Origin of the sequence: Pseudomonas sp. PA-1-6B (genome assembly GCF_021609545.1) — a bacterium.
Lineage (GTDB): Bacteria > Pseudomonadota > Gammaproteobacteria > Pseudomonadales > Pseudomonadaceae > Aquipseudomonas > Aquipseudomonas fluorescens_BV.
Map to the genome: position 1 here is coordinate 99139 of NZ_WJZM01000007.1, position 25744 is coordinate 124882.

15 protein-coding genes are annotated in these 25744 nt (G+C 66.3%); 1 reads left to right on the forward strand and 14 read right to left on the reverse strand.

The genetic code is table 11. From position 1 onward, the window contains the following. Positions 1-69: 69 nt before the first annotated feature. The gene (locus tag GIV35_RS06230) at positions 70-1275 is read left to right on the forward strand and encodes a XylR family transcriptional regulator (RefSeq protein ID WP_105226496.1); all 1206 of its coding nucleotides are present in this window, start codon (positions 70-72) and stop codon (positions 1273-1275) included. Here GIV35_RS06230 and GIV35_RS06235 read toward each other — a convergent pair. The 14 genes from GIV35_RS06235 to GIV35_RS06300 all read right to left on the reverse strand — a co-directional run. Beyond that, complete coding sequence (locus GIV35_RS06235; RefSeq protein WP_236264896.1) at positions 1163-2590, reverse strand: isochorismate synthase; 1428 nt, start codon at positions 2588-2590, stop codon at positions 1163-1165. The genes GIV35_RS06230 and GIV35_RS06235 overlap by 113 nt on opposite strands. Next, positions 2587-2895: an isochorismate lyase gene (locus GIV35_RS06240; protein ID WP_223024059.1), complete on the reverse strand. Its 309-nt coding sequence runs from the start codon at positions 2893-2895 to the stop codon at positions 2587-2589. The genes GIV35_RS06235 and GIV35_RS06240 overlap by 4 nt, the downstream gene beginning before the upstream one ends. Beyond that, positions 2895-3638: a thioesterase II family protein gene (locus GIV35_RS06245; protein ID WP_268939892.1), complete on the reverse strand. Its 744-nt coding sequence runs from the start codon at positions 3636-3638 to the stop codon at positions 2895-2897. The genes GIV35_RS06240 and GIV35_RS06245 overlap by 1 nt, the downstream gene beginning before the upstream one ends. Next, positions 3635-5233, reverse strand: coding sequence for a (2,3-dihydroxybenzoyl)adenylate synthase (locus GIV35_RS06250; protein ID WP_223024058.1), 1599 nt, complete (start codon positions 5231-5233; stop codon positions 3635-3637). The genes GIV35_RS06245 and GIV35_RS06250 overlap by 4 nt, the downstream gene beginning before the upstream one ends. After that, entirely contained in the window at positions 5226-5945 is a 720-nt protein-coding gene (locus GIV35_RS06255; protein WP_200648641.1) for a VOC family protein, read from the reverse strand. Before GIV35_RS06255 ends, GIV35_RS06250 begins: the two co-directional genes overlap by 8 nt. Next, positions 5942-7081 carry a Gfo/Idh/MocA family oxidoreductase gene (locus GIV35_RS06260; protein WP_213154332.1) on the reverse strand — a complete coding sequence of 380 codons (1140 nt, stop codon included), beginning with the start codon at positions 7079-7081 and terminating at the stop codon, positions 5942-5944. The genes GIV35_RS06255 and GIV35_RS06260 overlap by 4 nt, the downstream gene beginning before the upstream one ends. Then, positions 7078-8256, reverse strand: coding sequence for a cytochrome P450 (locus GIV35_RS06265; RefSeq protein ID WP_198715110.1), 1179 nt, complete (start codon positions 8254-8256; stop codon positions 7078-7080). Before GIV35_RS06265 ends, GIV35_RS06260 begins: the two co-directional genes overlap by 4 nt. After that, positions 8253-9929 carry a class I SAM-dependent methyltransferase gene (locus GIV35_RS06270; RefSeq protein WP_223024057.1) on the reverse strand — a complete coding sequence of 559 codons (1677 nt, stop codon included), beginning with the start codon at positions 9927-9929 and terminating at the stop codon, positions 8253-8255. Before GIV35_RS06270 ends, GIV35_RS06265 begins: the two co-directional genes overlap by 4 nt. A gap of 2 nt (positions 9930-9931) precedes the next feature. Continuing rightward, positions 9932-10960 carry a class I SAM-dependent methyltransferase gene (locus tag GIV35_RS06275; protein ID WP_223024056.1) on the reverse strand — a complete coding sequence of 343 codons (1029 nt, stop codon included), beginning with the start codon at positions 10958-10960 and terminating at the stop codon, positions 9932-9934. Next, positions 10957-12060: a saccharopine dehydrogenase NADP-binding domain-containing protein gene (locus GIV35_RS06280; protein WP_105226505.1), complete on the reverse strand. Its 1104-nt coding sequence runs from the start codon at positions 12058-12060 to the stop codon at positions 10957-10959. The genes GIV35_RS06275 and GIV35_RS06280 overlap by 4 nt, the downstream gene beginning before the upstream one ends. Beyond that, positions 12054-13799, reverse strand: coding sequence for an ABC transporter ATP-binding protein (locus GIV35_RS06285; protein WP_236264895.1), 1746 nt, complete (start codon positions 13797-13799; stop codon positions 12054-12056). The genes GIV35_RS06280 and GIV35_RS06285 overlap by 7 nt, the downstream gene beginning before the upstream one ends. After that, entirely contained in the window at positions 13796-15535 is a 1740-nt protein-coding gene (locus tag GIV35_RS06290; RefSeq protein ID WP_236264894.1) for an ABC transporter ATP-binding protein, read from the reverse strand. Before GIV35_RS06290 ends, GIV35_RS06285 begins: the two co-directional genes overlap by 4 nt. After that, complete coding sequence (locus GIV35_RS06295; protein ID WP_236304531.1) at positions 15532-20979, reverse strand: non-ribosomal peptide synthetase; 5448 nt, start codon at positions 20977-20979, stop codon at positions 15532-15534. The genes GIV35_RS06290 and GIV35_RS06295 overlap by 4 nt, the downstream gene beginning before the upstream one ends. A 38-nt stretch (positions 20980-21017) precedes the next feature. After that, a partial coding sequence (locus GIV35_RS06300) for a non-ribosomal peptide synthetase (protein WP_236264890.1) occupies positions 21018-25744 on the reverse strand: 4727 nt, incomplete at its 5' end.

The window sequence follows — 25744 nt, forward strand, 5'->3', positions numbered from 1 at the left end:
ACTCATCTATTGATTGAGAACCCCGGCCTACCCGCCTAATCTGCACCGACCGGCCCCAGGACAAAAACAATGAAAACCCTACCGCCCGTTCACCGCATCGCCTTGCTGTTCAACGGCAGCAAAATCTACGACCGCGGCATCATCGCCGGCATCGGCAATTACCTGAGCAGCACCCGTGCATCCTGGGACCTGTTCCTGGAAGAGGACTTCCTCTGTCGCCTGCGCGGTATCGAGCGTTGGCAGGGCGATGGGATCATTGCTGACTTCGATGACCCGCTGATTGGCGAGGCGCTGGCCGGCAGTCGGCTTCCGGTGGTGGCGGTGGGTGGGTCTTATGAGGACGTGGGCAAGTACCCGAAGGGCATTCCCTATGTGGCCACCGATAACCATGCCCTGATGAAGTTGGCCTACGAGCATCTGGTGGAGGCGGGGTTGACGCGGTTTGCCTGTTTCAGCTTGCCCGAGGCCCAGGCCAATCGGTGGGCCCAGGAGCGTGAGAAAGCTTTTCGCCGCTTGATGCAGCGTGATGGCTTGCAGGTAGAGGTGTATCGCGGGCTGGGCACCAGTGCGCCGTTGTGGGACAGCGCGGTGGAGCAGCAGATTGCCTGGCTGCACAGCTTGCCCAAGCCTATCGGCATTATCGCGGTGACGGATGCCCGCGCCCGGCAGTTGCTGCAAGCCTGCCTGACGGCGGGCATTGCGGTGCCGGAGGAGGTGGCGTTGATCGGCATCGACAACGACCCGCTGACCCGTACCCTCACGCGGGTGCCGCTCAGCTCGGTGATCCAGGGCACGGAGACCATGGGCCGTACCGCTGCGGCATTGTTGCATCAGATGCTGCATGGCAAACCCTGCACGGGCACGCAGGTGCTGGTGCCGCCGGACGCCATCAACGTGCAGGCCTCCAGCCTGCATCAACCCCTGGGCAACCCTTACGTGATGCAGGCCTTGTTGTTTATCCGCCAGTACGCCTGCCAGGGTATCAAGACCGATCAGGTCGCGGCTTATGTCGGTGTTTCCCGCTCGTCCCTGGAAGCGCATTTTCGCAAGGCGCGTGGCTGCAGCGTGCATGATGAGATTTTGCGCTTCAAACTCGCCGCTGCCGCCAAAGGCCTGGAAAACCACAGCCTTGCTATCGCCGACATTGCCGCACGCTGCGGCTTCACCTCTGCGCAGTATCTGCATACGGTGTTTCGCCGCGAATTTGGCTGTACGCCCCGTCAGTATCAGCAGGGCAGGCCAGTTGCAAGGCCTGCTGCATACTCGCCAGCTTGATCTGTGTTTCCTCGTATTCATTGGCCGGTAGCGAGCCCTCGACAATGCCGCAGCCGGCGAACGCGTGGCAATGCCTTGGGGTGATCAGCGCCGACCGCAGGGCCACGAGGAAGTCGCCATTGCCCTGGGCGTCCAGCCAGCCCACTGGCGCTGCGTACCAGCCACGATCAAAACCCTCATGTTCGCGGATGAACGCCAGAGCCGATGCCTTGGGCAGGCCGCCAACGGCGGGCGTGGGATGCAGGGCCTGGATACCGTCCAGCAGGCGCTTGCCCACGTTGAGTCGGGCGCTGATCGGCGTGCTCAAGTGCTGCACGGTGGCCAGTTTGAGCAGGCTGGGGCTGGATGCGGCCTGCAGGTCGCTGACCTTGTCATGCAGCGCCTGGGTGATGGTCTGCACCACCAGTTGATGCTCATGCTGCTCCTTCGGATCGGCCAATAGGCGTTCCCCCAGCGCTTGGTCCTCATTCGGCTTGAGCCCACGGCGGGTGCTGCCTGCCAGGGCGTGGGTGCTCAGGTGGCCCGACGCGCAGCTGAGCAAACGCTCGGGGGTGGCGCCCATGAAGCAATGGTCGCCACGGTGGATCGCGAACAGGTGCGAGGCGTTACGGCGTGCGTACAGGCGGCCCATCACCGCGCCGGTGTCGAGGGCCGCGTCCAGGCGGTGGTCGATATGTCGCGCCAGCACCACTTTGTTCAATTCACCCTGGGCGATGGCGTCCAGTGCGGTCTCGACCTTGGCCTGCCATTGATATTGGGGCAAGGCGCTACGGCCCAGCACCGTGGGTGTGGCTGCCGGGTTGTGGGTGGGGTTGAGCAGATGTTCATAGGCGGCCAGGCTTTGCTGGGCCAGTGCGGCGGGGTCGCTGCCCGGCTCGATCACGCGCTGGCAACGCAGCCAGCGCCCGCTGGCGTCCTCGCTGAGCAACCAGTGGGCGAGGTGAAAACTGGCGTCGGCAAAGGGCGCCCAATGGGGGGCACTGGGTCGCTGGTCATCGAAGCGCATGCCGCCCAGCAGCAAGGGCGCATGTGGCCCTTGTACCAGCGCATCGGCGCAGAGTGCGAACCATTGGCGATCCACCTCGGCCATGCGTTGGGACCCGGTGGCTTCGATCTGCCAAGTGCAGCCCAGGCCGAACAGGCTCAGGTCGGGCGAATGCGCGCACCAGAAGAAACCTTGCCGATGGGCTTGATACAGCGCCAAGGGCGCGAGCGTCGGCGCGGCGCACGCGCTGACGGCAATCACCGGTCGTTGGTACGCCACCGCCCGTTGGTGCGCGGCCTGGAACACTTTGAGCAAATCGTCCGCGTTCATACGGCCTTGCTCTTTTTCTGCAGCCAGAAGGCGGTCTGCTCGGCGATGTACCAATGGATGATCTGGTTGAACAGGCTTTCGATAAACTCCCCATCCAGCCCGACGTCCTGCGCCCATTGCCGACGCAGCGGTAGCATCGCCGCGACGCGCTCCGGGGCGGCGATGCTGGCCTGGTCGGGTTTGAATTCAGAGGCGGCCTTGACGTACTGCATGCGCAGGCCAAGGGCGTCGATGATCTGTTGGTCGAGGCTGTCGATGGCGTGGCGAATATCAGCAAGGCCAGTGCAGTGTTCCGGGGTTTTCATCATGTGTCTCCCTGAAGGTAGTCGGTGCGTTGCAATAGGTGGTCGATCACCGGTCGCGGCTGATGCTTGAGGTAAAAATGGTCGCCGTCGAACAGGCGGATATCCGGGAGATGGCCGCTCAGGTCGGCCCAGGCGCGGGCCTGTTCCAGGCTGACTTCGGCGTCATCGCGGGCCAGCAGCACATCCAGCGGCGCCGCCAGGGGCGGCAGGTGTGCAGGGCGCCAGGTTTTGATGGCCTGGTAATCGCTGCGCAGCGCGGGCAAGAACACCGCACGCAACTGCGGGTTGGCCCACAGGCCGGCGGCCTGCGCGTCCTGGCGCAGGATGTCGGCGATCAGTGCACTGTCGTCCTGGCGGTGCAGGTCGCTGGGCGGTTGCCGGTGGGGCGGCGCATGGGCCGAGACAAACACATGGGCCGGGCCGGCAGCGGCCGCTTCCAGGTGCACGCCCACGGCATAGGCCAGCGCCGCGCCCATGCTATGACCAAACAGCAACAGGGGCCGCGCAGGCAAGGCCAGCAACGCCTGGCTGATGTGCTCGGCGAGGGTCGCCAGGCACGGCACATGCGCCTCGTTGAAGCGCTCTTCACGGCCGGGATATTGCACCGCCAGCAGGTCGATATCCCCCGGCAAGTGCGCCAGCCACGGCCGGTAAAAGCTCGCACTGCCACCGGCGTGGGGCAGGCACACCCAGCGTGCGCGGGGCTGCGGGCCCTCCCGCAAAACGCGCAGCCACCGGCTCATGATGCCAACACCTGTTCCGCCAGGGCCTTGCGGTTGACCTTGCCCAGGCGTGTCAGCGGAAACTCGCGCAGCACCTGCAAGCGGTCCGGCAACTTGTAGGCGGCCAACCCACGTTCTCGCAGCCAGGCGTTGATCGAAGCCAGGTCAATTTGTTCGTCGTGGGCCAGTACGCAGGCGCAACTACGTTCACCCAGCAACTCATCGGCCAGGGCCACCAGCGCCACATCGCGGATCAGCGGGTGGCCCAGCAGCAGGTTCTCGATCTCTTCTACGGGGATCTTCTCGCCGCCGCGGTTGATCACATCCTTGCTGCGCCCTTCTACAACCAAATGCCCTTCGGGCAGGCGCCGTACCAGGTCGCCGCTGCGATAAAAGCCATCGGCAGTAAACGCTCGCTGGTTGTGCTCGGCGGCGTTGTAGTAGCCCCGAATGGTGTAGGGCCCGCGCACCAGCAGTTCTCCCACGGCGCCGGGCGCGACCGCTACATCATCGGCATCGACGATACGGATCTCATCCGCAGCGGTCAGTGGCAGGCCCTGGGTTTCGAAGACCAGCGCCTGCGGGTCATCCAACCGGGTAAAACACAGCAAGCCCTCTGCCATGCCGTACACCTGTTGCAGGCCACAGCCCAGGGCGGGGCCGATGCGCGCGGCGATCTCGGCCTTGAGGCGCGCGCCGCCGACTTGCAGCCATTGCAAGCTGCTGAGGTCGTTGTCGGACCATTGCGCCACTTCCAGCCACAGCAACACCAGGGGTGGGATCAACGCAGTGTGGGTGACACGTTCGCGTTCAATCAGCTCGAAGGCGGTGTCCGGGCTCGGCTCCGGCGCCAGCACCAAGGTGCCCCCGACACTGAATACGCCGAGTGCGCCCGGGGAAGCCAAGGGGAAGTTATGCGCCACCGGTAGCGCCGCCAGGTAACGGGTGTGGTCGTCGAAGCCACAAGCGCGGGCCGCCAGCCGGGCGTTGCAGGCGTAGTCGTCGTGGGTACGCGGGATCAGCTTGGGCAGGCCGGTGGTGCCGCCCGACAACAGCAGTACTGCGACGTCCCGGGCGTCTGGCGCGGTAAACTCGCGGGGTGTGGCGACACAATCGGCAAGGGCCACGAACTCCTCGGCCGCGCCCACCACCCACACCTGTTGCAGGCTCGGCACCTGTTCAACCAGGGTGCGCGCCAGTGGCCGGTAATCGAAGCCCAGGTGCTGATCGACAATCACATAGGCCACCGCCTGGCTCAGATGGGCCAGGTGGGCCAATTCGTGCTCGCGATGGGCTGGTAGCGCAAACACCGGGATCACCCCCAGGCGCAGCAGGGCGAAGGTCAGGCTGAAGAACTCAGCGATATTGGGCAGTTGCACCAGCACCCGCTGGCCGGCGACCAGCCCGCGCTCAGCGAGGCCAGCGGCCAGGCGGTCGGCGTGTTGGTCCAGTTCGGCGTAGCGCCAGCGTCGGTTGCCGTCGACCAGGGCTTCACGTTGTGGTGTGCGTTGGGCTTGCTCGCGCAGCAGTTGGCCCAGGGACACGCCTTGCCAGTAGCCTTGCTCGCGGTAGCGGCGGATAAAATCTTCGGGCCAGTCAGTGCATCCATCAAGCATGGCGATCTCCTTGGGCTGTCGGGCAGCCGAGCAATTGGGCGCCGTGCAGGGTCAGTGGTTGCGCCAGGCCGGCGACCTGCACCGCCTGGACGCCGGTGTGGGTGGCCGGTTGCAGGTGCAACATAGGGTCGTCGCCCGCGAGCAGGTTTAGGGCGGTGTGGTCGGCGGGGCTCACGCCAAGGTGAATGGCCGCCAGGCCAGTGGCGCCGTTGGGATGGATCAGCCGCGCCGGATGCTGCGTGGGCGTGTAGGGCGTCACCAGAAAAGGCAGGCGCTCGTGGCGCGGGTAGACAAAACGAAAGCGCGTCTGACTGCCGTCTGCACAGGTGCGTTGCCAGTTCACCACGCGGCCCATGGCCACGCCGCTGGCCGCCAGGCCCTTCAGGCGCGGCGCCAGGGCGGCGTCATCGCACAGCAACGCCAGGTCACAGAAGCCTTCGCCATGGGCGGCCCAGCGCAACATGCGCCGGCCGGCGCCACGCCCGGCCAGGCAGTCGATGGGCCACTTGAACAGCCAGGCGTGGCGCGGCGTGGTGAGCAACTCGATGATCGGCCCGTGGCTGAACCAAATGTGCGCGTGCTGGGCGCGGGCCTCGGCGGTGGCGTAGGTGACTTCGAACCCGGCGGCGCGAAAACTCGCCACGGCCTGATGCAGGTCGCGTACCCACAGCAATACGTGGCTGCAGGAGGAACGGAATTGGGCAGTATTCAAAAGGGCAGGGCTCCCAAGAGTTGAGCGCTGGGGTCAGCGCCAGGGGGTTGCATGGCCTCGGCGCGGCGGTGCAACTCGGCCAGCGGCAATGCTTGGGGAACAGGCGGCTCAATCAACTGGGGCATGCCGATCAGGCTGTTCATTTCGCGCCAGGCCATCGACACCTCGGTGGCCCACACGCCGCTGCGCAGGCGGCGCGCGGGCGTTTCGATGTCGGCGCACAACGCGTCCAGGGCGAGGCAAACCGCATCTGGCCACACTTGGTTGAACACCTGGTGATAGCTGGCAGGTATCTGTGGGTCGAGCACCACCATGGTCGGCCCGGCCAGTCGTTCGCTGCCGGTGCCCGCCATGATCAGGCGGTCGGTGCTGTCCCGTGGCGCATGCAGGCGCGGGTTCCACAGCACCGGGCCGTGGGTATCGCAGAGGCTCAGTACGCCGGCTTCACAGCCCACTTCCAGGCGATGCATCAAAAACGAATGGTTGTCCGGGTCCTGGGGATGCACTTGGTTCTGCACGCGCAGACTGATGGGCACGCCATTGAAACTGGCGCTCAACTGCGTGAAGGGGTGTGCGCCGACGCTGGCGGCGGGTGCTGCAAATGCCCAAGGCCGCAGGCCACCGGCCAGGCGCCCGAGAATGTCGAGCAAGGGGTAGGCCACCTGGCTGTTACAGGCCGCGTCGATATAGGCCAGTCCGTGTTGCTCGCGTAGGTAGTCGGCTACCGCGAGAAAGCGCCGGATCGCGAGGATATTGGGGTACAGCGTATTCACCGCGTAGGCCGCCTGGCCCTGGCGCGCCGCCTGCATGCACGCGGCGATTTCGCGGTGATGCACCGGGTGTTCCTGCAACACATGGATGCCACGGCGCAGCAACTGCTGGGCCAGTTCGCTGCCGGCGCCACCGGTCGCGCCGGAGCGCACCACCACACAGGCGATATCGACGGTGTCCGGCACCTGTTCTACGGCCTCGTACAGTGGCACGCCGTAGTGGTCGGCGCAGGCTTGGGAGTAGGCATTGCCGCGCGACAGGATCCCCACCAGCTCATAACGCTCATGGGCCCGGGCCAGGGCTTGCAGGTAAATGCGACCAAACGCGGTGCCCGCAACGATCACGCGTTGACGTGGGCGGCTCATGACCAGGTCACCGGCAGGCAGTGGGCACCGCGAAAAAAAGTCGCGGTTTTCCACTGTACTGCCCCGCAGCGTTTCAAGCTGGGCAGGCGTTGCACCAGCGCCTGCAACGCCTCCTGCAACTCCACCCGCGCCAGCGCCGCGCCGATGCAATGATGCAGGCCGTGGCCGAAACCGAAATGGCCTTGGGTATCGCGTTGCAGGTCCAGGACCTGTGGGTTGGCAAAGCGCGCCGGGTCATGGTTGGCCGCGCCGATTGAAGCGAATACCGCCTCGCCTTGACGCACCAGGGTTTCACCCACCTGAATGTCTTGCAGGGCGTAATGCACAAACATTGCCGCCGAGGCCAGCGGGATATAGCGCAAAAGCTCTTCCACCGCCTGGGGGATCTGCTCGGGGTGGGCCTTGAGCTGTTGCCATTGCTGCGGGTTGTCCAGCAGCACGAGGATGAAGTTGGGAATTTGCGAGGCGCTGCCTTCGTAGCCGGCGACCAGGATGGCGATGCACAACAGCAGCAGCTGTTCCTCGCTCAGACACTCGCCTTGTTCGTCGGCCTGGGCCAGGGCGGTCATGAAATCGTCCTGGGGGTGGCGGCGGCGCTCGGCGACCAGGCCCTTGATATACACCGCGAGTTCGCCCAAGTGCTGTTGCGTCAGGGCCGCGTCTTCGGGGCGGGTCGACAGCAGCGAGTCGTTCCACTGTTTGAAACGTTCGCGATCGTGCAGCGGTACGCCCAGCAATTGGCAAATCAACGCCAGGGGCAGCGGCAAGGCAAAGTCATTGACCAGGTCGGCGGGCGGGCCGGCGGCGAGCATGCGGTCGATCAACTGGTGGGCATAGGCCCGCGCATGGGGGCGCAAGGCTTCGACGCGGCGCCGGGTAAACGCCTGGGCAGCCCGGGAGCGAATGCGGGTCAGCTGCGGCGGGTCCATCATCACAATGCCACCGGCGATGCGTGGGAACGCCCGCGGTGCATCGTCATGGCGAAACGCCTCGCTACGGCTGAAACGCCGGTCGCCCAGCACCTGGCGCACATCGTCATAGCGGGTGGCGAGCCAGGCGGGCGCGCCAATGGGCATCTGGATACGCAGCAGGCCGGGCGCTTGCTGGGCATGGCGATAAGGCTCAGCCAGCGCCAGGTCGGTGAAGGCGTTGAAGGGGTAGGCCAGCGGGGTCATGGCAAGTCCTTGGCGGTAGGCAGGTCGGGCAGACGGTCGAGCAGTTCAAGCTGCAGGTCGGGATGTTCCAAGTGGGCCGCCAGCGCGGCACGGCTCAGGCGTTGCTCGGGCACTTGGGCGACGAAGACGCGATGGCCCAGGCGCGCCAACGGGTGATGGGCGGCGGGCAGGCTGCGGTTGCCCTGGAAGCCGGCACGGGCCAGGGCGCCTTGCCACTGGTTGAGGTCCAGGAAGGTGCAGCTGCTGAGTGCACGTTCATCGCTGGCCTGGTTGAGCATGAAGGCCTGGGACGCCATCACCCAGAATTCCTCCTGGGTCGGCTCGCTGAACACCAGCCAGCCGCCCGGCCTGAGCAAGGTCAGTAGGATGGCCAGGGAGCGCTCGGTGTCGCGGGCGGCATTGAGTACACCGCCGGCGATAATCAAGTCCCAGCCCTGGGTGTGATAACCCTGGGCCAGGGCAGGGCGGTCGATATCGAACACGCCGTGGCGCACCCATGGCCAGGCGTGCAGGCGCTCGGCGGCCTGTTCGCTGAAGTAGCGCGACACGTCGGTGCACAGGTAGTCCACCGCTACATTGGCCAGGGCCGGCAACACCGCCTGGGTGGTGGAGCCGGTGCCGGCGCCGACCTCCAGCACCCGCAACGGCGCATCGGTGGGTTGGCGCGCTGCCCAGGCACCCACCCAATGCGCCACACTGCGATGCTGGTATTGCGCCGCCAGGCTTTCGCGGTACAGCGCCGCTGCGCGATCGGTGCGGCCTTGGGGAAACAGCAGGTGCACGGCGGCGCACTCGCCGCGCATCAGCGCTGGCAACTGGCGGGCATTGTCCCGTGCATAGTCAAGGGTGGTGCTGCCGCCAGTGTTTTGTGCCCAGTCCAGGCTCAACTGTGCCCAAAGGTCTTCCAACGTGGCGGTGCTCCAGGCGCTGGCGTCGAGGCTGGGATACAGGTGATCGCCCTTGCGCTGCAGCAGTTGCTGGGTGTGCAACACGTCCAGCCAGCGTGCGATCAAGGGCCGGTGACCAGGAGCGATGCCGGCATTGGCCAGGCTTTGGGCCACATCATTGAGCGGCGCCGGCAGCAAGCCGCATTGCTCCAGGCCGTTAAGCATCGACAGCAAGGCCGCGTGGCTCAAGCGTTGGTTCAACTGCACGGCTTGGTTCAATTGCGTGACGCTGAACTGCTGATTGACAGCTGCCTCGGTTGCGTCGAGATGATCGTCCACCGCAGTCGCTTCACAACGCTGGGGCACGGCGAACAGGGTCTGGCCGTGCAGCGCAACTGCACTCACCTGAGGGTGCCCCAGGGCCCGCTCACACCAGCGCTGTTGCTCACGCTTGAGGTCGGCCAGGTCGCGTCCCTCTTCGGTGAAACCCTGCACGTGGCAATCCAGCTGGGCTGCGGCGCGTTCGGCCAGTTGCCAGTCGCCGGGGCGCTCGCTGACGAACACCAACTGCTCCAGATGGCTCAGATCACTCAAGGCCAGGGCGGGAAAGTCCAGCAGGCGCTCCAACTGCTCGGCGCTCATCACTACCACCGCCGGGCGCTGGCGTTCAAGCACCGCCAGCAAACGTGCCGGTGCCTGTTGATGCGCGCCCAGGTCGGTCAAGGTCGGCAGACGCCACGGATGCGCTCCGGCGGGCAGGTCGATGAGCAAGGTATCGACATTCATCCTCAAACTCCTATGGCATGAAACAAGCGTTGCCCCGCGGCGGCGAGCGGGTCGCACGCGCGGGGCCATACCTCAAGCAACTCAAAACCTGTGGCCTGCAAGGCCAGGTCCCATCCATCGGCGGCCATGAAGGCTTCATCGTGGGGGCGCAACGGCGCATCGGCGGCGGGCGACAGCAACAGGTGCATGAAGGTCAGCATCGCCGGGTTGTCGGCGATGGATTCGCTGAACAGCAAGGCGCCGCCGTCTCGAAGGCTGCTGCGGATCTGTCCAAGGCTGTAGGGCAGGTCGCGGGCGTTGTGCAGCACGTTGCCGGCGATCACCAGGTCCTGGGTGCCTGGCAATATGCCCTGGCCGCTGAAGCTGCGATTGAGGTCGAGCAGGCCGAACTGCATGCCCGTCTCAAGGCGAAACTGGCGGTGCGCGGCGCCGGTAAACAGCGAGCTGATGTCGGTGAAGCGATAGTCCTTTTCGCACGCTTGCAACGCCGCCAGCACTGCGTCGGTGGTGCCGCCGGCACCGCCGCCCAGTTCCAGCACCCTAAGCTGCCCGTCAGCGGCGCTGATTTGCCGCGCGCGATCAGCCAGGGCTTGATTGATCGTTGTGGTGAAGTGGTTGTGCTGGTAGGCGCTCAATACCTTTACCGGGTCGCCGCCGAGCATCAGCAAGTGGGTGAGGGTGAACTGATCACGCAGCAGGTCGGGCAGGCACTCGATGACTTGGGTGTGCAGGCGCGCCATGCTGGCGGGAAAGCCCAGCGCGCCATACAGGCGTGGCAATTCACCGAGCTGCGGGTCAGGTGGCGGCGTGCGCCAGGCCACACGTTCACCGGCTTCGCGCAGCAGGCCCGCACCGCCCAACGCCACCAGCCAACGCCGTACCACCCAGGCATGGCGCGCCGCTGTGCCCAGCGCCTGGTTGACCTGTTCGGCGTTGCGCCATACCTGTAGCGGCAATGCTTGGGTGTGCAGCAACACCTGGGCCATCACGCCCAGGCTCAGCTGTTCCAGCTCGTTCAACGCCGTGTTCATAGGCAACCTTCGTCGGCGGTATGCAGTTGATCGAGCGGGCTGTGCAGCAGGTTCAGGGCCTGAATCGCCGAGGTGCGCAGCAGGCGTTCAAGGCTGGCGGCGGGCGGCAGGACTTGGGCGGCGGCATGGCAGCCGGCGCGGATTTCACCTTCCACCACGCTGATGACCGTGGCCGCTGCCATGGCGGCGGTCAGCGCTGCATTGCCCGCACCGCTGAGCACCAGGCTGCGGGTCAGGGCCTGGTTGTGGTGCATTCCATCGAGTTGCAGCAGCAGGGTGACGAAGGGCGCCTGGCCGCTGAGGTCGAGCCGGCTGGCTTCGCACAACCGCTGCACGGCGTCGGCCCGTGGCAAACCATGGGCCTGGTCGAGGGCTTTGAGAACGTGGCCGTCGGCGATCACGTTGAACCATTGGCCGGCGTCCAGGTTGAGGTCCATGGCCAGGCGTTCGCCCTCAAGGTTGAGGTACGGCAGCAGGTGAACCCGGCCGGGAAAGCAGGGCACCGACACGTCGCGTTGCCGGCGCAAGGCGCGATGACGCCGGCCGTGCTCCCAGGCTGCCAGCGGTTCGCTGCTGCCATCCACTGCGCCTTGCAAAAAGTCATCGGCGGCCACACGAGTGAAGTGATCGCGCAAACCGAAATAGCTGGTGAGGCGCTGCACTTGGCTAAACCCTTGCTCGGCCAGCCAGCGCGGCAGCAGGCCGGTAAGCCCCGGTTGCAAGCCGGCGCCCAGCACCGCGCAACGGCCACGCCAGTGGGCCGGATCAAGTTGCTCAGGGGCGGCGGCATCGACGTAATGAGCATCGGCCCGCAGCGCTGCGTGGGCGGCACGGTCTTGTAGCTGCCAGGATGGGCCCGCGCAGTTGAGCAGCACGTCGCAGCCACGGGCGAATGCAGCCATGGCTTTTGCGTCGTTGAAGTCTACCGAGGCCCACTGCAGGCGCGCTTGTGGCCATTGCTGCAGGAGCAGGTGCATGCAGTGTGCGCCCTTGACGGCATCGCGCCCGCCCAGGCGCAGATCGCTCATCCCCAGGGTCAACAACGCCTGGGCACTGGCCAGGCCCACGTCGCCACTGGCGCCCAACACCCCGATCAGCATGGCTGGGCCTCGGCGTTCAAGCGCCAGCCACCGGCACGCTGACGGTCATGCCAGAACCCGGCGTAGCGACCGCCTCGGGCCAATAATTGGGCATGGGTGCCAGACTCCACCAGGCATCCTTCATCCAACACCAGGATCTGGTCGGCGGCCATGATGGTTGGCAGGCGATGGGCGATCACCAGCACCGTGGCACTTTGCATCAGGCTGCCAATGGCCGCTTGCACGAAGGCTTCGTTGTGCGGGTCGAGGGCCGCTGTGGCTTCATCCAGCAGCACGATGGGCGCCCGCTTGAGCAAGGCGCGGGCCAGGGACACGCGTTGGCGTTCGCCGCCGGATAACGCCGCACCGCCTTCCCCCACGGAGGTGTTCCAACCCTGGGGCAAGCGCGCGACGATTTCATCGACGCCGGCCAGCCGTGCCGCTTCGGCGACTTGTTCGGCGCTGGCGTCGGGGCTGCCGACGCGGATGTTGGCCTCAAGGCTGTCGTCGAACAGGTAGACGTCCTGCATCACCAGGGACAGCTGGGCCATCAGCGCTGCGTTGGACAGCTCACGCACGTCCACGCCACCCACCTTGACGCTGCCCTCGCTGGCATCGAAAAAACGCATCAGCAAACGCGTGACGGTGGTCTTGCCGGAGCCCGAGGCGCCGACGATTGCGGTCATCGTGTGGGCCGGGGCGTTGAACGACAGGCGGTGCAATACCTTGGGCCCGCTGGGGTAAACGAAACTGACCTGGTCGAAGGCCAGGCTGCCAGGCGCCGTCAAGGGCTGGCTGACGGCGGGCTCTGGCAACGGCGGCTCGCGCAGGATACTCACCAGTTGCTCCAGGTCGTTGCCCGCCATGCACAACAAGCCGCTGCGCGCAGCCGCTTCGGCCAATGGCCCGACAAACCGCGCCGCCAGCGCGAGCAGGGCGACCAACTGGATGGCGTCGATTTCGCCGTGGCTGGCCAGGGCGATGCCCACGCCCACCAGCAGCGCAAACGCCAGTTGCACCGTCAAGCCACCGGCCAGCAGTTTCGGGAAGGTCTGGGACAGCATCGAGCCGCCGGCGTGTTTCTGCGCCAGGTTGGCAGCCTGCAAGGGGGCGTAGCCCTCCTGGGTGCGACCGAAAGCGCGCAGCACTTGCTGGTAGCGAGCAAACTCCACCACGCGGTTACCCGCCAGCGTCGCGGCGGCCTCTACCTGCGCATCGTTGCTGCCGATGGCGGCCGCCGACCAGTGATGGGCAAAGTAGATCAGCGGCGCGCACAGTACCGCGGTCACGCCCAGGCGCCAGTCAAACACGAACAGGGTCAACGCCACCGTAGCCGGCACCACCACACCTGACACCACTGGCCCCAGGTAGTGAGCAAACAAGCCGGTGACCATCAGCGTGCCGCTGGTGGCGCTGCGCGACAGGCGCCCGACCTTTTCCGAGTTGAACCAGCCCAGGGGCAGGGTCACCAGGTGCTGGCCAAGACGCTCGTGCAAGGTGGTCAACACCACCAGGGCCAGCGCAAAGCCTTTCATGGCCTGCTGGTAATGGGCAATGCAGGTCAGCACCGCCATCGCCGCCAGGCCGGCGAGCCATAGGCAGGCACTGCGCAGGTCACCGGCAAACAGCGCGTGCAGGATCGGCACCAGAAACGCGACGGCTACCCCTTGCAGCACGGCACTGGTCACCAGCCAGGCCAGGTAGCGGTACAAGCGTGCGGCATGGGCCGGGCCCAATAAAGTCACGAGGCTGCGGATCACAAGGACATCTCCAGGTCGGGGGCGGTGGTTTCGGCGCTGGCGCGCCACAGCCGGGCGTAGGCACCGTTGGCCTGCAGCAGCTGTTCATGGCGCCCGCTTTCAATGACGCGACCCTGGTCGAGCACCACGATCTGGTCGACGCCGCAGATACTGGCCAGGCGGTGTGCGATCACCAGCACCGTGCGGCCCCGAGCGAGGGCGGACAAGGCATCCTGGATCAAGGCTTCGGACTCGGGGTCGGCGTGGGAGGTGGCTTCATCGAGGATCAGCACCGGCGTGTCGGCCAATAGCGTGCGGGCGATGGACAGGCGCTGGGCCTCGCCGCCGGAAAAAATTGCGTCCTCGCCGATCACCGACTGGTAACCCCGGGGCAGGGCCTGGATGCGCGAATGAATCTGCGCCGACCGCGCTGCCGCCTCGACCTCGGCATCGCTGGCCTCGGGGCGGCCCAGGCGCAGGTTGTCGGCGACGGTACCGTGCACCAGTTGCGCGTCCTGCAACACGAACCCTACGTGCTGATAGAGCTGGCGCGGGTCGATCTCGCGCACATCCACACCGCCCACGCAGACTCGCCCGGCGTTCACGTCGTGAAAACGCGGCACTAGCTTGGCCAGGGTTGACTTGCCCGCACCGGAAGCCCCCACCAGCGCCGTCACGCTGCCGGCTGGGCAGTGCAGGTCGACGCCCTTGAGGATCAGGTGCGCGGGGTCATAGCCGAACTGCACTTGTTCAAAGCGTATGTCGCTGCCCTGTGGGGAGCTGCACACCTTGGGCGAGGGCAGTTCGTCGACCTCCAGCAGCGCTTCGATACGGTCGGCTGCGGCCAGGGCGGTTCGTTGCGCGGTGAGGCTTTGGTTGATCACCAGCAGTGACTGCGGGATCACCACCGCCACCAGGGTTTCGGCGAACAGTTGCAACGGTGTGATCCAGCCCTGGGCCAGCAACACGCTGCCCACCCCCAGGCTGACCAGCAGAATCACTGGCACGCTCAGGGCCATCGACGAAAACGCCTCCAGGCGCAGCAGCGGCTTGACCCAACCGGCGTACTGGGTGCTGAACTGATTGACCGCCTGTTGATAGCTGCGATGGGCCTGGCCAACCTGGCCGAACGCCTTGACCACGGCAATGCCGTGGACAAACTCGACAATCGCTGCGCTGACCCGCGTCATGCTCTTGTCGAGCAACTGCATCTTGGCGCCGAAGCCGCGCATCATCAGGCCGTAGGCCACCGCATAGATCGGCAATGTCAGCACCGCCAGCAGCGCCAGGCGCCAGTTCAACGTGGCCAGCCATACCAGCCCCGCCAGCGGCGTGACAATGGCGGCGGTGAGTTCTACCGCGTGGTGGGCGACCAGGTGGTGCAGGTCTTCAAGGTCGTCCTGCACTACCTTGCGCACCGCGCCCGAGGTAGTGTCGGTGTACCACCCCAACGGCACGCGGCCGAGCTTGCGCACCATGGCTTCGCGCAAGCTCGATTGCAGGCGATGGTCGGCCAGGTGGGTCAGCCACAGCGCCACGCCGCTGGCCATCCACCCCAGGCTCAGGGCGATGACTACCAGGGCCGCCCACCGCCACAGCGTGGGGCTGTCGGTGTTGCCCGCGAGCAGCAAGCGGCCCAGTTCGGTGAGGCCGATAAAGGGCACCAGGTTGACCAGCGCGCCCATCGCGGCGAACACCACGCCGAGGCGAATCATGCGGTTGACCGGGCGTTTGAGGGTGTCCAGGGCGGTGGTCATGAGTTTTTCCCAAGGGCCTCAAGCAGGTGGGCAGTGACGGTGTGCACGTGGGGCGGTTCGATCACGCTGAAATGGTTGCCGGGCACGTCGATCAGGGTGAATTGACCCAGGCACGTGTCTTCCCAGAACGGTGCCGCCAGGTGCCCCACGCCGCCGGTGATACCGAACGATTGCTGCTCCAGGCAGCGCAAGTAGGTCATGTTGCCGAGGAACGGCGGCGGGTCGAACCGCGCCGCCCGCATGCTGTGGCGGCACACGCGAAACAGCGTCGGTACCAGCTCGGGGCCGATGGGCACGCCGGCCTGGCCAGACGCCAGGCGTGCGTACTCGGCCAGGCGCTCCTCCTGGCTGCGTGCCGACTGTTGCTGCACCGCCAGCGCCAGCGCCTCCAGGCCGGGATCGCCGCTCAGGGCGGCCATGGCGCCAGCGGGTACGCGGCGGTTGTCGCGGGCCATCAACAGGTCGATGGCGCGGTAAACGTCGTAGTCTTCGATATGCGCGCCGAACACAGTTTTCACCGGGTCCAGGTTGAGGTTGGGCACGAAGATCGCCTCATAGGCCAGCTCTTCGTCGGTGTCGATAAACATCGGGATGCTGTCGATCAGGCTCAGGTTTACCACCTCCATGCCGCGTTCCAGCAGGCGCCGGGCAACTTCGGTGGCGAGCAGGCCACCCAGGCAGTAGCCGATCAACTGGAAGCGTTGATGGCCGTCGGCGATCAAGCGATCGGCGTAGTCCTGGGCCACGCTTTCGATCAGGTGCTTGGGTTCCAGCGCCAGGTATTGCTCGGTGTCGGCCACCGCGAAGCCAATCACCGGGCCGGCCTGTTGAGCCGCCAGTGCACGGCCCAGATGCTGGAAATAATCCAACGTGCCCAGGGCGGCATGGAACATCACCCGCACCGGGCCGCTCTCGCCACCGCCGAATGGCACCACCAGGGCGTTACTGTGGTTGGCGCGCTGCGCTTCGTCAGGCGCCGCGGCAGTAGGTGTGTTTTCGCCGTGGTTGAGCAGGCGCGCCAGGGCGCGAACATTTGGCTCGTTGAGCATTTGTCGCAGTAGCGTGTCGTAGCTCAGGCTGTGGGCCTGGGGCAGTTGTTCGCGCAACTGGCCGGCGACGCGGGCGAGGATCAGCGAGTCGGCGCCTTTCTCGTAGAAGCTGTCGTCCGCGCCGATTTGCGCCAGGCCCAGGGCCTCGGCCCACACCCGGCACAGCTCGGCGGTGAGCGGGTCGCTGGGTGCGTCCTGGCTGCTTTCGGTCTGGGCATCCACCGCGGGGCGCCAGTGGGCCAGGGTCTGGCGGTCGACCTTGCCGTTGGCGGTCAGGGGCAGGCAGTCGAGCACTTGCAGGTGTGCCGGCAGCATGTAGTCCGGCAGGCGCTGAGCCAGGGCGCGGCGCAGGTGCTCAACGCTCAAGCGCTGGAACCCGGCCTTCAAGCGTGCGGCGAATACCTGCATGCCGAGAGCGGCCAGCGGGTGGTCGGCGTCGGGCAGGGCTGGCAGATTTTCGCCGCCGAGTGCCTGCACCCGTGCCTGCCAGGTCTCGGCGCTGCGCAAGCCGCTGCGGCCCTGGTCGTCGTCGGCCGGGGTCATCATAAAGCCCTGGGTCAGCAAGATGGCGGGCCACTCACCGGTCGGTTCGCTGAACACTAGCCAGCCACCGGGGCTGAGCAATTCGCTGATCTGGCCGAGGGCATTGTCGATGTCCTTGACGCTGTTGAGCATGCCCGCGCACAGCACGATATCCACGCTGTTGCTGGCCAAACCCTGAGGGCGAATGGCCTGGTCAATGTCCAGCACGCCGTAACGTACCCAGGGGTAGTCCGCAAAGCGTTGCTTGGCCGCCGGCAGGAAGAATGCGGTCATGTCGGTGAACAGGTAATCCACTTCCAAGCCATCAAGCAGGCTGATCACCACGGCGCTGGTGGCCCCGGTGCCCGCGCCGATCTCCAGGATGCGCAGCGGGCCGTCGCCCTCATGGTGGGTGGCAAGGCGGTTGATCAGCGCGGCGATGCTGTGGTTGTTATAGCGTGATACGGCATCCCTGCCATACAGCTGCAAAGCCAGTTCTTGCTGGCCCTGGGGGAACAACAGGTCGAACGGGTTGGCCTCGCCACGCAGCAGTTGTGGCAGTTGCCGCACATGGTCGAGCTGGTAGTCGAGCAGCGCCTGGCTGCATAACCCACACGCGACCGCCTGTTCCACCCGGCCCCAGGCTAGCGCTGGGCTCGGCCCGCTGCGCAGCAAGCGATAGCCGGACTGTTCGCGTTGCAACAGGCCCGCGTCACACAAGGCCGCTAACCAACGGCGTACCAGCCAATGATGGCGGGGTTGCGCTTGCAGGGCCTGCAGAATGGTTGCCACATCTGGTTCGGACAACACGCCACAAAATAGCTTGGCCTTGCGCATCACCTCCAGCATGGAACTCAATGCCGCGGCGTTGAGGTCGGCCTGATAGTCGCGTACCTGCTGTGCATCGAAGCTGCCGACCTGGCTGTCGGCGTAACGCTGCACCGCGCTCAGCAACGGCGCGCCCGGCAGCGGTTCGGGTTCGACACGCGCGGCGGTGACGAAGGCCAGCAGCTCGCCGTTGAGCAGGCTGACGGCACTGTCTACGCCTGGCGTGGCGAGCAACGCGGCGTCGATTTCGCCCAGCTCCACACGATGGCCACGGATCTTGACCTGGCCGTCTTCACGGCCGAGAAACTCCAGCTCACCCCCCGGCAAGTAACGGCCCCGGTCACCGGTGCGATACAGGCGTTGGCCGTCGAGCGGGTGGGCGAAAAACCGGGCGTTGCTCAATGCTTGATCGCCCAGGTAACCCTGGGCCAGGCCGACGCCGGTGATATACAGGTCACCTGGCACCCAGGTGGGCGCATCGCGCCATTGGCTGTCCAGCACGCGAAAGCCCTGGTTGGCCAGCGGCAGGCCGTAGGGAATGCTGCGCCACGCCGGGTCAATCGCGCCGATGGGGTGCAGGTTCGACCAGATCGAGGCTTCGGTGGCGCCGCCCAAGGCCACCAGGGCCAGGCTTGGCAACAACGCTTGCAGTTGGGGCGGCAGGTTCAATGGGATCCAGTCCCCCGACAGCAGCGCCAGACGCAGGCTGTCCAGAGGCCGTGGCTCGGCCTGCAGGTAGTGGGTCAGCATCTGCAGTTGCGCGGGCACCGAATTCCACAGCGTCACCTGATGGCGCTGCACCAGCTCGGCCCAGTGCGACGGGTCGGCGCCGCGCGCCGGGTCGGGCAGCACCAGGGTGCCGCCGACCGCGAGCGGGCCGAACAGGTCATACACCGACAAGTCGAAACTCAGTTGCGCCAGGCCCAGCACGCGGTCAGTTGTGCTGACTTCAAAGCGCCGGTTGATGTCCTGCACGGTATTGAGGGCGGCGCGATGGCTGATCATCACGCCTTTGGGCTCCCCGGTGGAGCCTGAGGTGTAGATCACATAGGCAAGGTCGTCGGGGCTGCCGTCGGGTGCCGGGAAGTCCTGTATGGCTGGGGCCAATTGGTCGACGGCATGCCAAGCCAGACCGTCGGGTAATGGCACCTCGGGCAGCGCCTGAGAACAGCCGAGCACATGCCGAACCTGGGCGCTGTGCAGCACGCGGTCGCGGCGTGCGGCCGGGGCGTTGCTGTCCAGGGGCAGGTAGGCAGTGCCAGCCAGTAGCACACCGTAGGCCGCTATCACTTGGTCGCGGCCCTTGGGCATGAGGATTGCGACCGGTTCCTGGGCACGGCAACCGGCGGCATGCAAGGCCGCGGCCACCGCCAGGGCGCGCTCCATCAAGGCGGCGTAGGTCAGGCTGCCGTGGGCATCGACCACCGCCAGCGCCTGCGGCCGTTCCCACGCCATGGCCAGCAGGCCATCATGCAAGCGGCCGGTGGGCAGCGGGGCGGCGCTGGCATTGGCGGCGAGACGCTCACGCTGTTGCCAGGCCGGCAGCGGCACGTGCATGGGGTGGTCCCAGGCAGCCGGGTCAAGGGCTAACAATCGCAGTTGGGCAACGAAGGCTTGTTGCATGTCCTCGATGAGGCCGTCTGGGAACACGCCTTGGCGCACGTCCCAGTGAATGTGCAGGCCCTGGGCGTCGTCCATCACTTGGCAGTCGAGGGTGACCTGGGGTGTCTGGGTGATGCCGTGGCCGACCCGGCGCTGACTGCTGGCCGGCGGTTCGATCCCCAGGCCAATGGCACTGGTGAACACCACCGGCATGGCGGCAGCTTCCCGGCCGCGACGCCGGCCGATTTCACGCATCACTTGAATGCCGGAAAACAGCCGATGCTCCAGGTCGGCGAACAATTGATTGCCCAGTTGGCGTGCCTGGCTGGTGAAGTCCTGGCCTTGGGGATCGTTGACCTGCAACAGGCTGACCGAGGTGAAGTCCCCCACCAACTGGCCCACCTGCGGATGCAGGGGCAAGCGGTTGAGCAGGGTCAGGTTGAGGCTGAAGGCGGGTTGCTGGCTCCAGCGCTGCAAGGTGCCGGCATAGGTGCTGAGCACCACGATGGAAGGGGTGAGACCGAGGGCGCTGGCGGCTCTTTTCAGGGCGGCCCATTGCGACGCGTCGAGTTGCGCCGAGTGGCGTTGAAAGCGCGGTACACGGGTGTCTTCGCCGCTCAGGGGCGCCGGCAGTTGCGGTGCGGCGGGCAGTTCGTCGATGCGCGCCAGCCAGTAGTCGCGGTCGCGTTGGTGGCGGCTGCCTTCGAGCAGGCCGCGTTCGGCCAGCAGGTAGTCGCGAAAGCTGATGTCCAGGGTGGGCAAGCGGGCTTCTGGATCGTGCAACAACTGCTCCAGCTCATTGAACAGCAATTGCGCGCTGGCCCAGTCGGCGATCAGCGAGTCCATGGAAAAGTGCAGGGTGTCACCACTGTCGCTGCGACTCAGGCGCAACTCGAACAGTGGCCAGGCCTCGGTCGGGTAGAGCTTCTGCTCCATGGACTGGCGAATCTGTTGTACGCCGTGTTGGTGCTGCTGGCGGGTGGCGCCGCGCAGGTCTGTGACGGCCAGCGGGTAATGCGCGACCTCGGCCAGCACGCGCTGGGAGCCTTCGCTGGCGATCACCGCGCGCAGCATGTCATGCCGGGCGATCAGGTGGTTCCACGCCTGTTCCACCTGCTGCGGGTCGAGGCTCGGCCAGCTCAGTTCCAGGTAACCGTGGCAGGCGACATTGCCGTAGCCGAACGAAGACTGGCGCCCGAGCAGGTAGGCGTTCTGTACGTCGGTAAGCGGGAAAGGCGCGTGGCGCTGTGCCGGGTCGGCCACGACCTCGGGCCGCTCCTGGGTTAGCAGCAGGTGCAGGATCTGTTGCTTGTGCTCACGCAGTTGCGCCAGGCGCTCGGCATTGAGCAGGCCCTGGGGCGCACGGAATTTGAGTTGGCCATCCTGGGGCCAGAGCTCGACGCCCAGGGATTTGAGTTCGCTTAACAGTTTGGCGGCGGGCATGGGGACAGCTCCTGGAAGAGGGGGAGTTTGCGCAGGCATCAGATGAGGCCTTCTTCAACGGTGTCGGAGGTGGGCTGGCGCTCAAGGGCGTGCGCCACTTCCAGCAGGCTGGCGGCGCCGAACAGCTGGCCCATGGGCAGTTCCAGGCCAAAGCGGCTGCGCAGCATTTCAAGAAACCGCGTGGCCAGCAGGCTGTCGCCGCCCAGGCGGAAAAAGTTGTCGTGGCGTGACACGCTGGGCACGTTGAGCAACTGTTGCCACAGCTCGGCGACCCGCTGTTCAGCGGCGCTCAACGGGGCTTCGTCCGGCGCGGGGCGTGACTGTGCCGCAGCCGCCAAGGGGGCGAGCAAGGCGCGACGGTCCACCTTGCCGTTGCTGCTCAGGGGCAGGCGTTCCAGTACCAGGATCTGTTCCGGGCGCATATACGCGGGCAGGCAGTGTTCCAAGTGCTGGGCGAGTACTTCGGCGTGGGTGCTGGCAGCGACTGCGGCCAGCAAGCGCGTGTCCGCGACCAGCGCCACGGCCTGGTTTACACAGGGATGACGGGCCAGGGCGGCTTCGATTTCTCCCAGTTCGATACGGTGGCCACGGACCTTGACCTGGGTATCGGCGCGGCCAAGAAACTCCAGCAAACCGTCGGGCCGGTAGCGGCCCAGGTCACCGGTGCGGTACCAACCGTCGATAAAGCGCTCGGCATTCAACTGCGGTGCATGGCGATAGCCCCGTGCGACACCGGCGCCGCCGATCCACAACTCGCCAGTGACCCAGTCCGGGCAGTCGCGGCCAAGGGCGTCCACTACCCGGTACGCCTGGTTCGCCAGTGGCACGCCGTAGGGGATTGAACGCCAGCCCGGCAACGGCTGCTGGACTTCAAAGTGGTTGGACCAGATCGCGGCTTCGGTGGCGCCGCCGAGGGCGATAAACCGGCACTGCGGTGCCTGTTGGCGCAGGCGTTGCGGCAGGTCGAGGCCAATCCAGTCGCCCGACAGCAGGGCCACTTTCAACCCCAGGGTTTGGCGCTCAAGCGCGTTGGCTTCCAACAACATATCGAGCAGCGCCGGCACGCTGTTCCACAGGCTTACACGATGGTGTTGCAAGGCCTTGAGCCAGGCGCGGGCGTCGCGGCGCTGGTCTTCTTCGATCAACACCAGGGCGCCACCCACCGAGAGCAGGCCGAACAGGTCATACACCGACAGGTCGAAGTCCAGTGCTGACAGCGCCAGGCCACGGTCCGATGCGTCGATGCCGTAGCAACGGTTGATCTCGGCCACGGTATTCATCGCGGCGCGGTGGGTGATTTCCACGCCCTTGGGCTGGCCGGTGGAGCCGGAGGTGTAGATCACGTAGGCCAGTTCGTTGGCGCACATGGCCAGTGGGGCTAACAACGGTTCGGCGCATTGTGCTTTTGAAGGCGTGAGGTGCTTGACCCCAGGTAGTTGTGGGTCGTGCTCGGCGAGGATCAGGCCAACGCCGGCCTGTTGCAGGATGCGCTGGCAGCGCTGTAAGGGTTGGTCGACCCCCACCGGCAGGTAGGCCGCGCCCGCTGCCAGCACGCCCAGCACACTGGCAATCTGTTGCGGGCCTTTGGCCAGGGAGACTGCCACCAGGTCACCGGCCGCCACGCCTGCATCCATCAGGCTGCGGGCGATGCGCAGGGCGCGGTCGGCCAGTTCGCCGTAGCTCAGGCTCCCATGCTCGCCCCACAACAGCGCAGGGCGTTGCGGCGATTGGTGTGCCTGTTGGAAGAAGCCCTGGTGCAGGCTCGGGTCCTGCGCAACGCTGGCGCCAGGGGCATTCAACCGTGCGCGTACCTGCGCCTGGGCCAGGGGCAGCAGGTCGGGCGGGGCGCTGTCCCAGGGGTGTTCGGCCAACCAGTCAAGGCTGTGCAGGTAGGCGTCGAACATCGCTTCGACCAGCCCGTCGGGGAACAGCCCGACCACGCGGTCCCAGTTCAAGGCGATGCCGCCGTCAGCTTCGACCACCTGATGGTCGAGCCACACCTGCGGGGTTTGGGTAAGGCCGAAGACCTGCCTGGCGAAGGGCCCGTCCACCGGTGCGGCGGTGCCATCCGGTACGCCCAGGGCGCTGGTGAACACCACCGGCATGCTCACCTGGTGCTCGTCATTGCTGCGCGCCAGTTGACGCAACAGGCTCACCGACCCCACGCAGCGATGTTCCAGGGCTTCGCCAAGGGTGTGCTGGGTGCGCCTGGCGCGGTCGAGCCAGCGTTCGCCGGCCACGGGCACGTAGCCGAGCAGGGTGAGGGAGGTGAAGTCGCCCATCACCTGATCGATCTGCGGATGCACAGGCCGGCGGTCGAATAGCGTGAGGTTGAGGCTCAGGTCCGGGCGTGCACTCCAGCGCCCGAGGGTTTCGGCAAACGCACAGAGCAGCACCGCCGAGGCGGTCAGGCTGTGCTGTTGGGCCTTGGCCAGGATTGCTTGCCAGGCCTGGGCCTTGACCTGACCTTGCAGGCGCTCGAAGCGCGGTCGGCCCAGGCTTGCGGGGTCGGCAGCCAGGGGCAGTTGCGGGTGCGGCGGTAAGGTGGGCAGGCGTTCTTGCCAGAACTGCTGCGCGGCGCGCAATTCGGTGGGTTCCACGCCGGCCTGAATCTGGTAGTCGCGAAAGGACAACTGCAGCGGTGGCAGGGCCAGCGTCGGTTCGCGATACAACGCGTCGAGTTCGGCATAGAACCGCAGGATGCTGAGGGCGTCGAGGATCAGGTTGTCCAGGCTGATGGCCAGGCGGGTATGCCGGCCTTGGGTCACCGCCTGCACATCGAACAGCGGCCACTGGGCGGGATCGAACACGCGGTGGGCACAGTGCTCACGCAGGTCTTCGACGCAAACGTAGCGTTGGCCGATCACGAAGGTGGGTACTTGGGGAAGGATGCGTGCCTGGCCTGTTTGATCGAACACCGCACGCAGCATTTCGTGGCGTTCGATCAGGCGCCCGAGGGCGTTTTGCAGGCGCGGCAGGTCGAGGTCTTCGACGTCGTATTCGCGGTAGAAATGGCAGCTCACCCCGCCCAATACCAGGCTCGGGTCACGACCCAGCCAGTAGGCTTGCTGCACTTCTGTCATGGGGAAGGGGGCGTGACGTTGGGCCAGGTCCGGGACAACGGTGCGTTGCGGTTCGGCCTGGGCCTGTTGATGCAGGTCGGCGCAAAACTGCGCCAGTACTGGCTTGGTGAATACCTGGGCGATTCGTGCGCCGCCCAGCCCTTGTTCGGCTAACAGGCGCACCAGGCGCGTGGCGCTCAGGGAGTCGCCGCCCAGGGCGAAGAAGTTGTGCTCCCGGCACACCTCGCCACAGCCGAGCAACTGCTGCCAGGCGCGGGCCACCTGTTGTTCAATGGCGCCGCAGGGCGGCGACAGCAAGGCCTGGTAAGTGCCGCGATGGTCCGCCAGCCAGCCGTGGAGTACCTTGCGGTCCACCTTGCCATTGGTGGTCAACGGCCATTGCGCGCAGCCGAGGATCAGGCTGGGAATCATGTAGGCCGGCAGGCGCTCGGCCAGGCCTGGGAACTCCAGCGCGGTAGGTTGCATCGGGCCATTCGCCAGGCGCACCACCGCCGCCAGGTGCTGGCCCACGAGCAGCGCCACCGCCTGGTCGACGCCGGGGCAGGCCAGCAGCGCGTGTTCCACTTCACCGGCCTCGATACGGTAGCCGTGCAGCTTGAGCTGGAAGTCGCTACGTCCCAGGAACTCGACCGTACCGTCGGGGTGGTAGCGCGCACTGTCGCCGGTGCGGTACCAGCGCAGGCCGTTGTAAACCACAAAGCGTTCGGCACTGCGCACTGGGTCGCCACGATAACCCTGGGCCACTCCGGCCCCGCCAATCCACAGTTCGCCGGCCACCCAGTCCGGGCAGTCATGACCCTGCGGGTCGACGATGCGCAGGCTGACGTTATCCAAGGGTTTGCCGTACGGCAGGCAGTGCCAGTGCAACGCCTGGCCGGGCACGACTTCGAACAGCGTCGAGTGAATCGCCGCTTCCGTCGCACCGCCCAGGGCCATGAAGCGGCAACCGGGGGCTTGGGCCCACAAGCGTGGCGCCAGCTCCGGCGCGACCTTGTCTCCGCCCAGCAAGACTGCACGCAGGGGCAACGGAGCATCGGCACAGCCGAGCAGCATGTCGAGCAGCGCCGGCACGCAATTGAGTACGGTGGCGCGGTGTTGAGTGGCCAGTTCGCGCCAGCGCAGGGCATCGCGTTGGGCCTGGGGCTCGATCAAAACCACCGCCGCGCCGCAGGCCAGTGGGGCAAACAGGTCGAATACCGACAGGTCGAATTCCAGCGCCGAGAGCGACAGGATTCGGTCATCGTGGTTGAGCTGCAAGCGCCGTTGCAGGTCCTCCAGGGTGTTGGCGGCGGCCAGGTGGCTGATCTCTACGCCCTTGGGTTCACCGGTGGAGCCGGAGGTGTAGAGGATATAGGCCAGGTCGCTGACCGCACCGGCCCGTGGCGCCGCCAGTGCGCTGCCAGCCTGCGGCAGTTGGGTAAGCAGCAGGCGGGCACCGGCGTTGTCGCAGATCGTGCGGCAGCGCGCAGCGGGCTGGTCGATGCCGATAGGCAGGTAGGTGGCGCTGCACGCGAGGATGCCCAGTAGGGCGATCACCTGCTCGGGGCCCTTGGGCAGTTGCAGGGCGACCACGTCACCGTGTTGCAGGCCCTGGCCCTCCAGGTACGCCGCAACCCGCAGGGCGCGCTCGGCCAACTCGCCATAGCTGAGGGCGTGGTCGCCGTACAACAGGGCTGGGAGGG

Coding starts and splice junctions, on each gene's coding strand:
- GIV35_RS06230 (WP_105226496.1), top strand. CDS start 70: ATGAAAACCCTACCGCCCGTTCACCGCATCGCCTTGCTGTTCAACGGC.
- GIV35_RS06235 (WP_236264896.1), bottom strand. CDS start 2,590: ATGAACGCGGACGATTTGCTCAAAGTGTTCCAGGCCGCGCACCAACGG.
- GIV35_RS06240 (WP_223024059.1), bottom strand. CDS start 2,895: ATGAAAACCCCGGAACACTGCACTGGCCTTGCTGATATTCGCCACGCC.
- GIV35_RS06245 (WP_268939892.1), bottom strand. CDS start 3,638: ATGAGCCGGTGGCTGCGCGTTTTGCGGGAGGGCCCGCAGCCCCGCGCA.
- GIV35_RS06250 (WP_223024058.1), bottom strand. CDS start 5,233: ATGCTTGATGGATGCACTGACTGGCCCGAAGATTTTATCCGCCGCTAC.
- GIV35_RS06260 (WP_213154332.1), bottom strand. CDS start 7,081: ATGAGCCGCCCACGTCAACGCGTGATCGTTGCGGGCACCGCGTTTGGT.
- GIV35_RS06265 (WP_198715110.1), bottom strand. CDS start 8,256: ATGACCCCGCTGGCCTACCCCTTCAACGCCTTCACCGACCTGGCGCTG.
- GIV35_RS06270 (WP_223024057.1), bottom strand. CDS start 9,929: ATGAATGTCGATACCTTGCTCATCGACCTGCCCGCCGGAGCGCATCCG.
- GIV35_RS06275 (WP_223024056.1), bottom strand. CDS start 10,960: ATGAACACGGCGTTGAACGAGCTGGAACAGCTGAGCCTGGGCGTGATG.
- GIV35_RS06280 (WP_105226505.1), bottom strand. CDS start 12,060: ATGCTGATCGGGGTGTTGGGCGCCAGTGGCGACGTGGGCCTGGCCAGT.
- GIV35_RS06290 (WP_236264894.1), bottom strand. CDS start 15,535: ATGACCACCGCCCTGGACACCCTCAAACGCCCGGTCAACCGCATGATT.
- GIV35_RS06295 (WP_236304531.1), bottom strand. CDS start 20,979: ATGCCCGCCGCCAAACTGTTAAGCGAACTCAAATCCCTGGGCGTCGAG.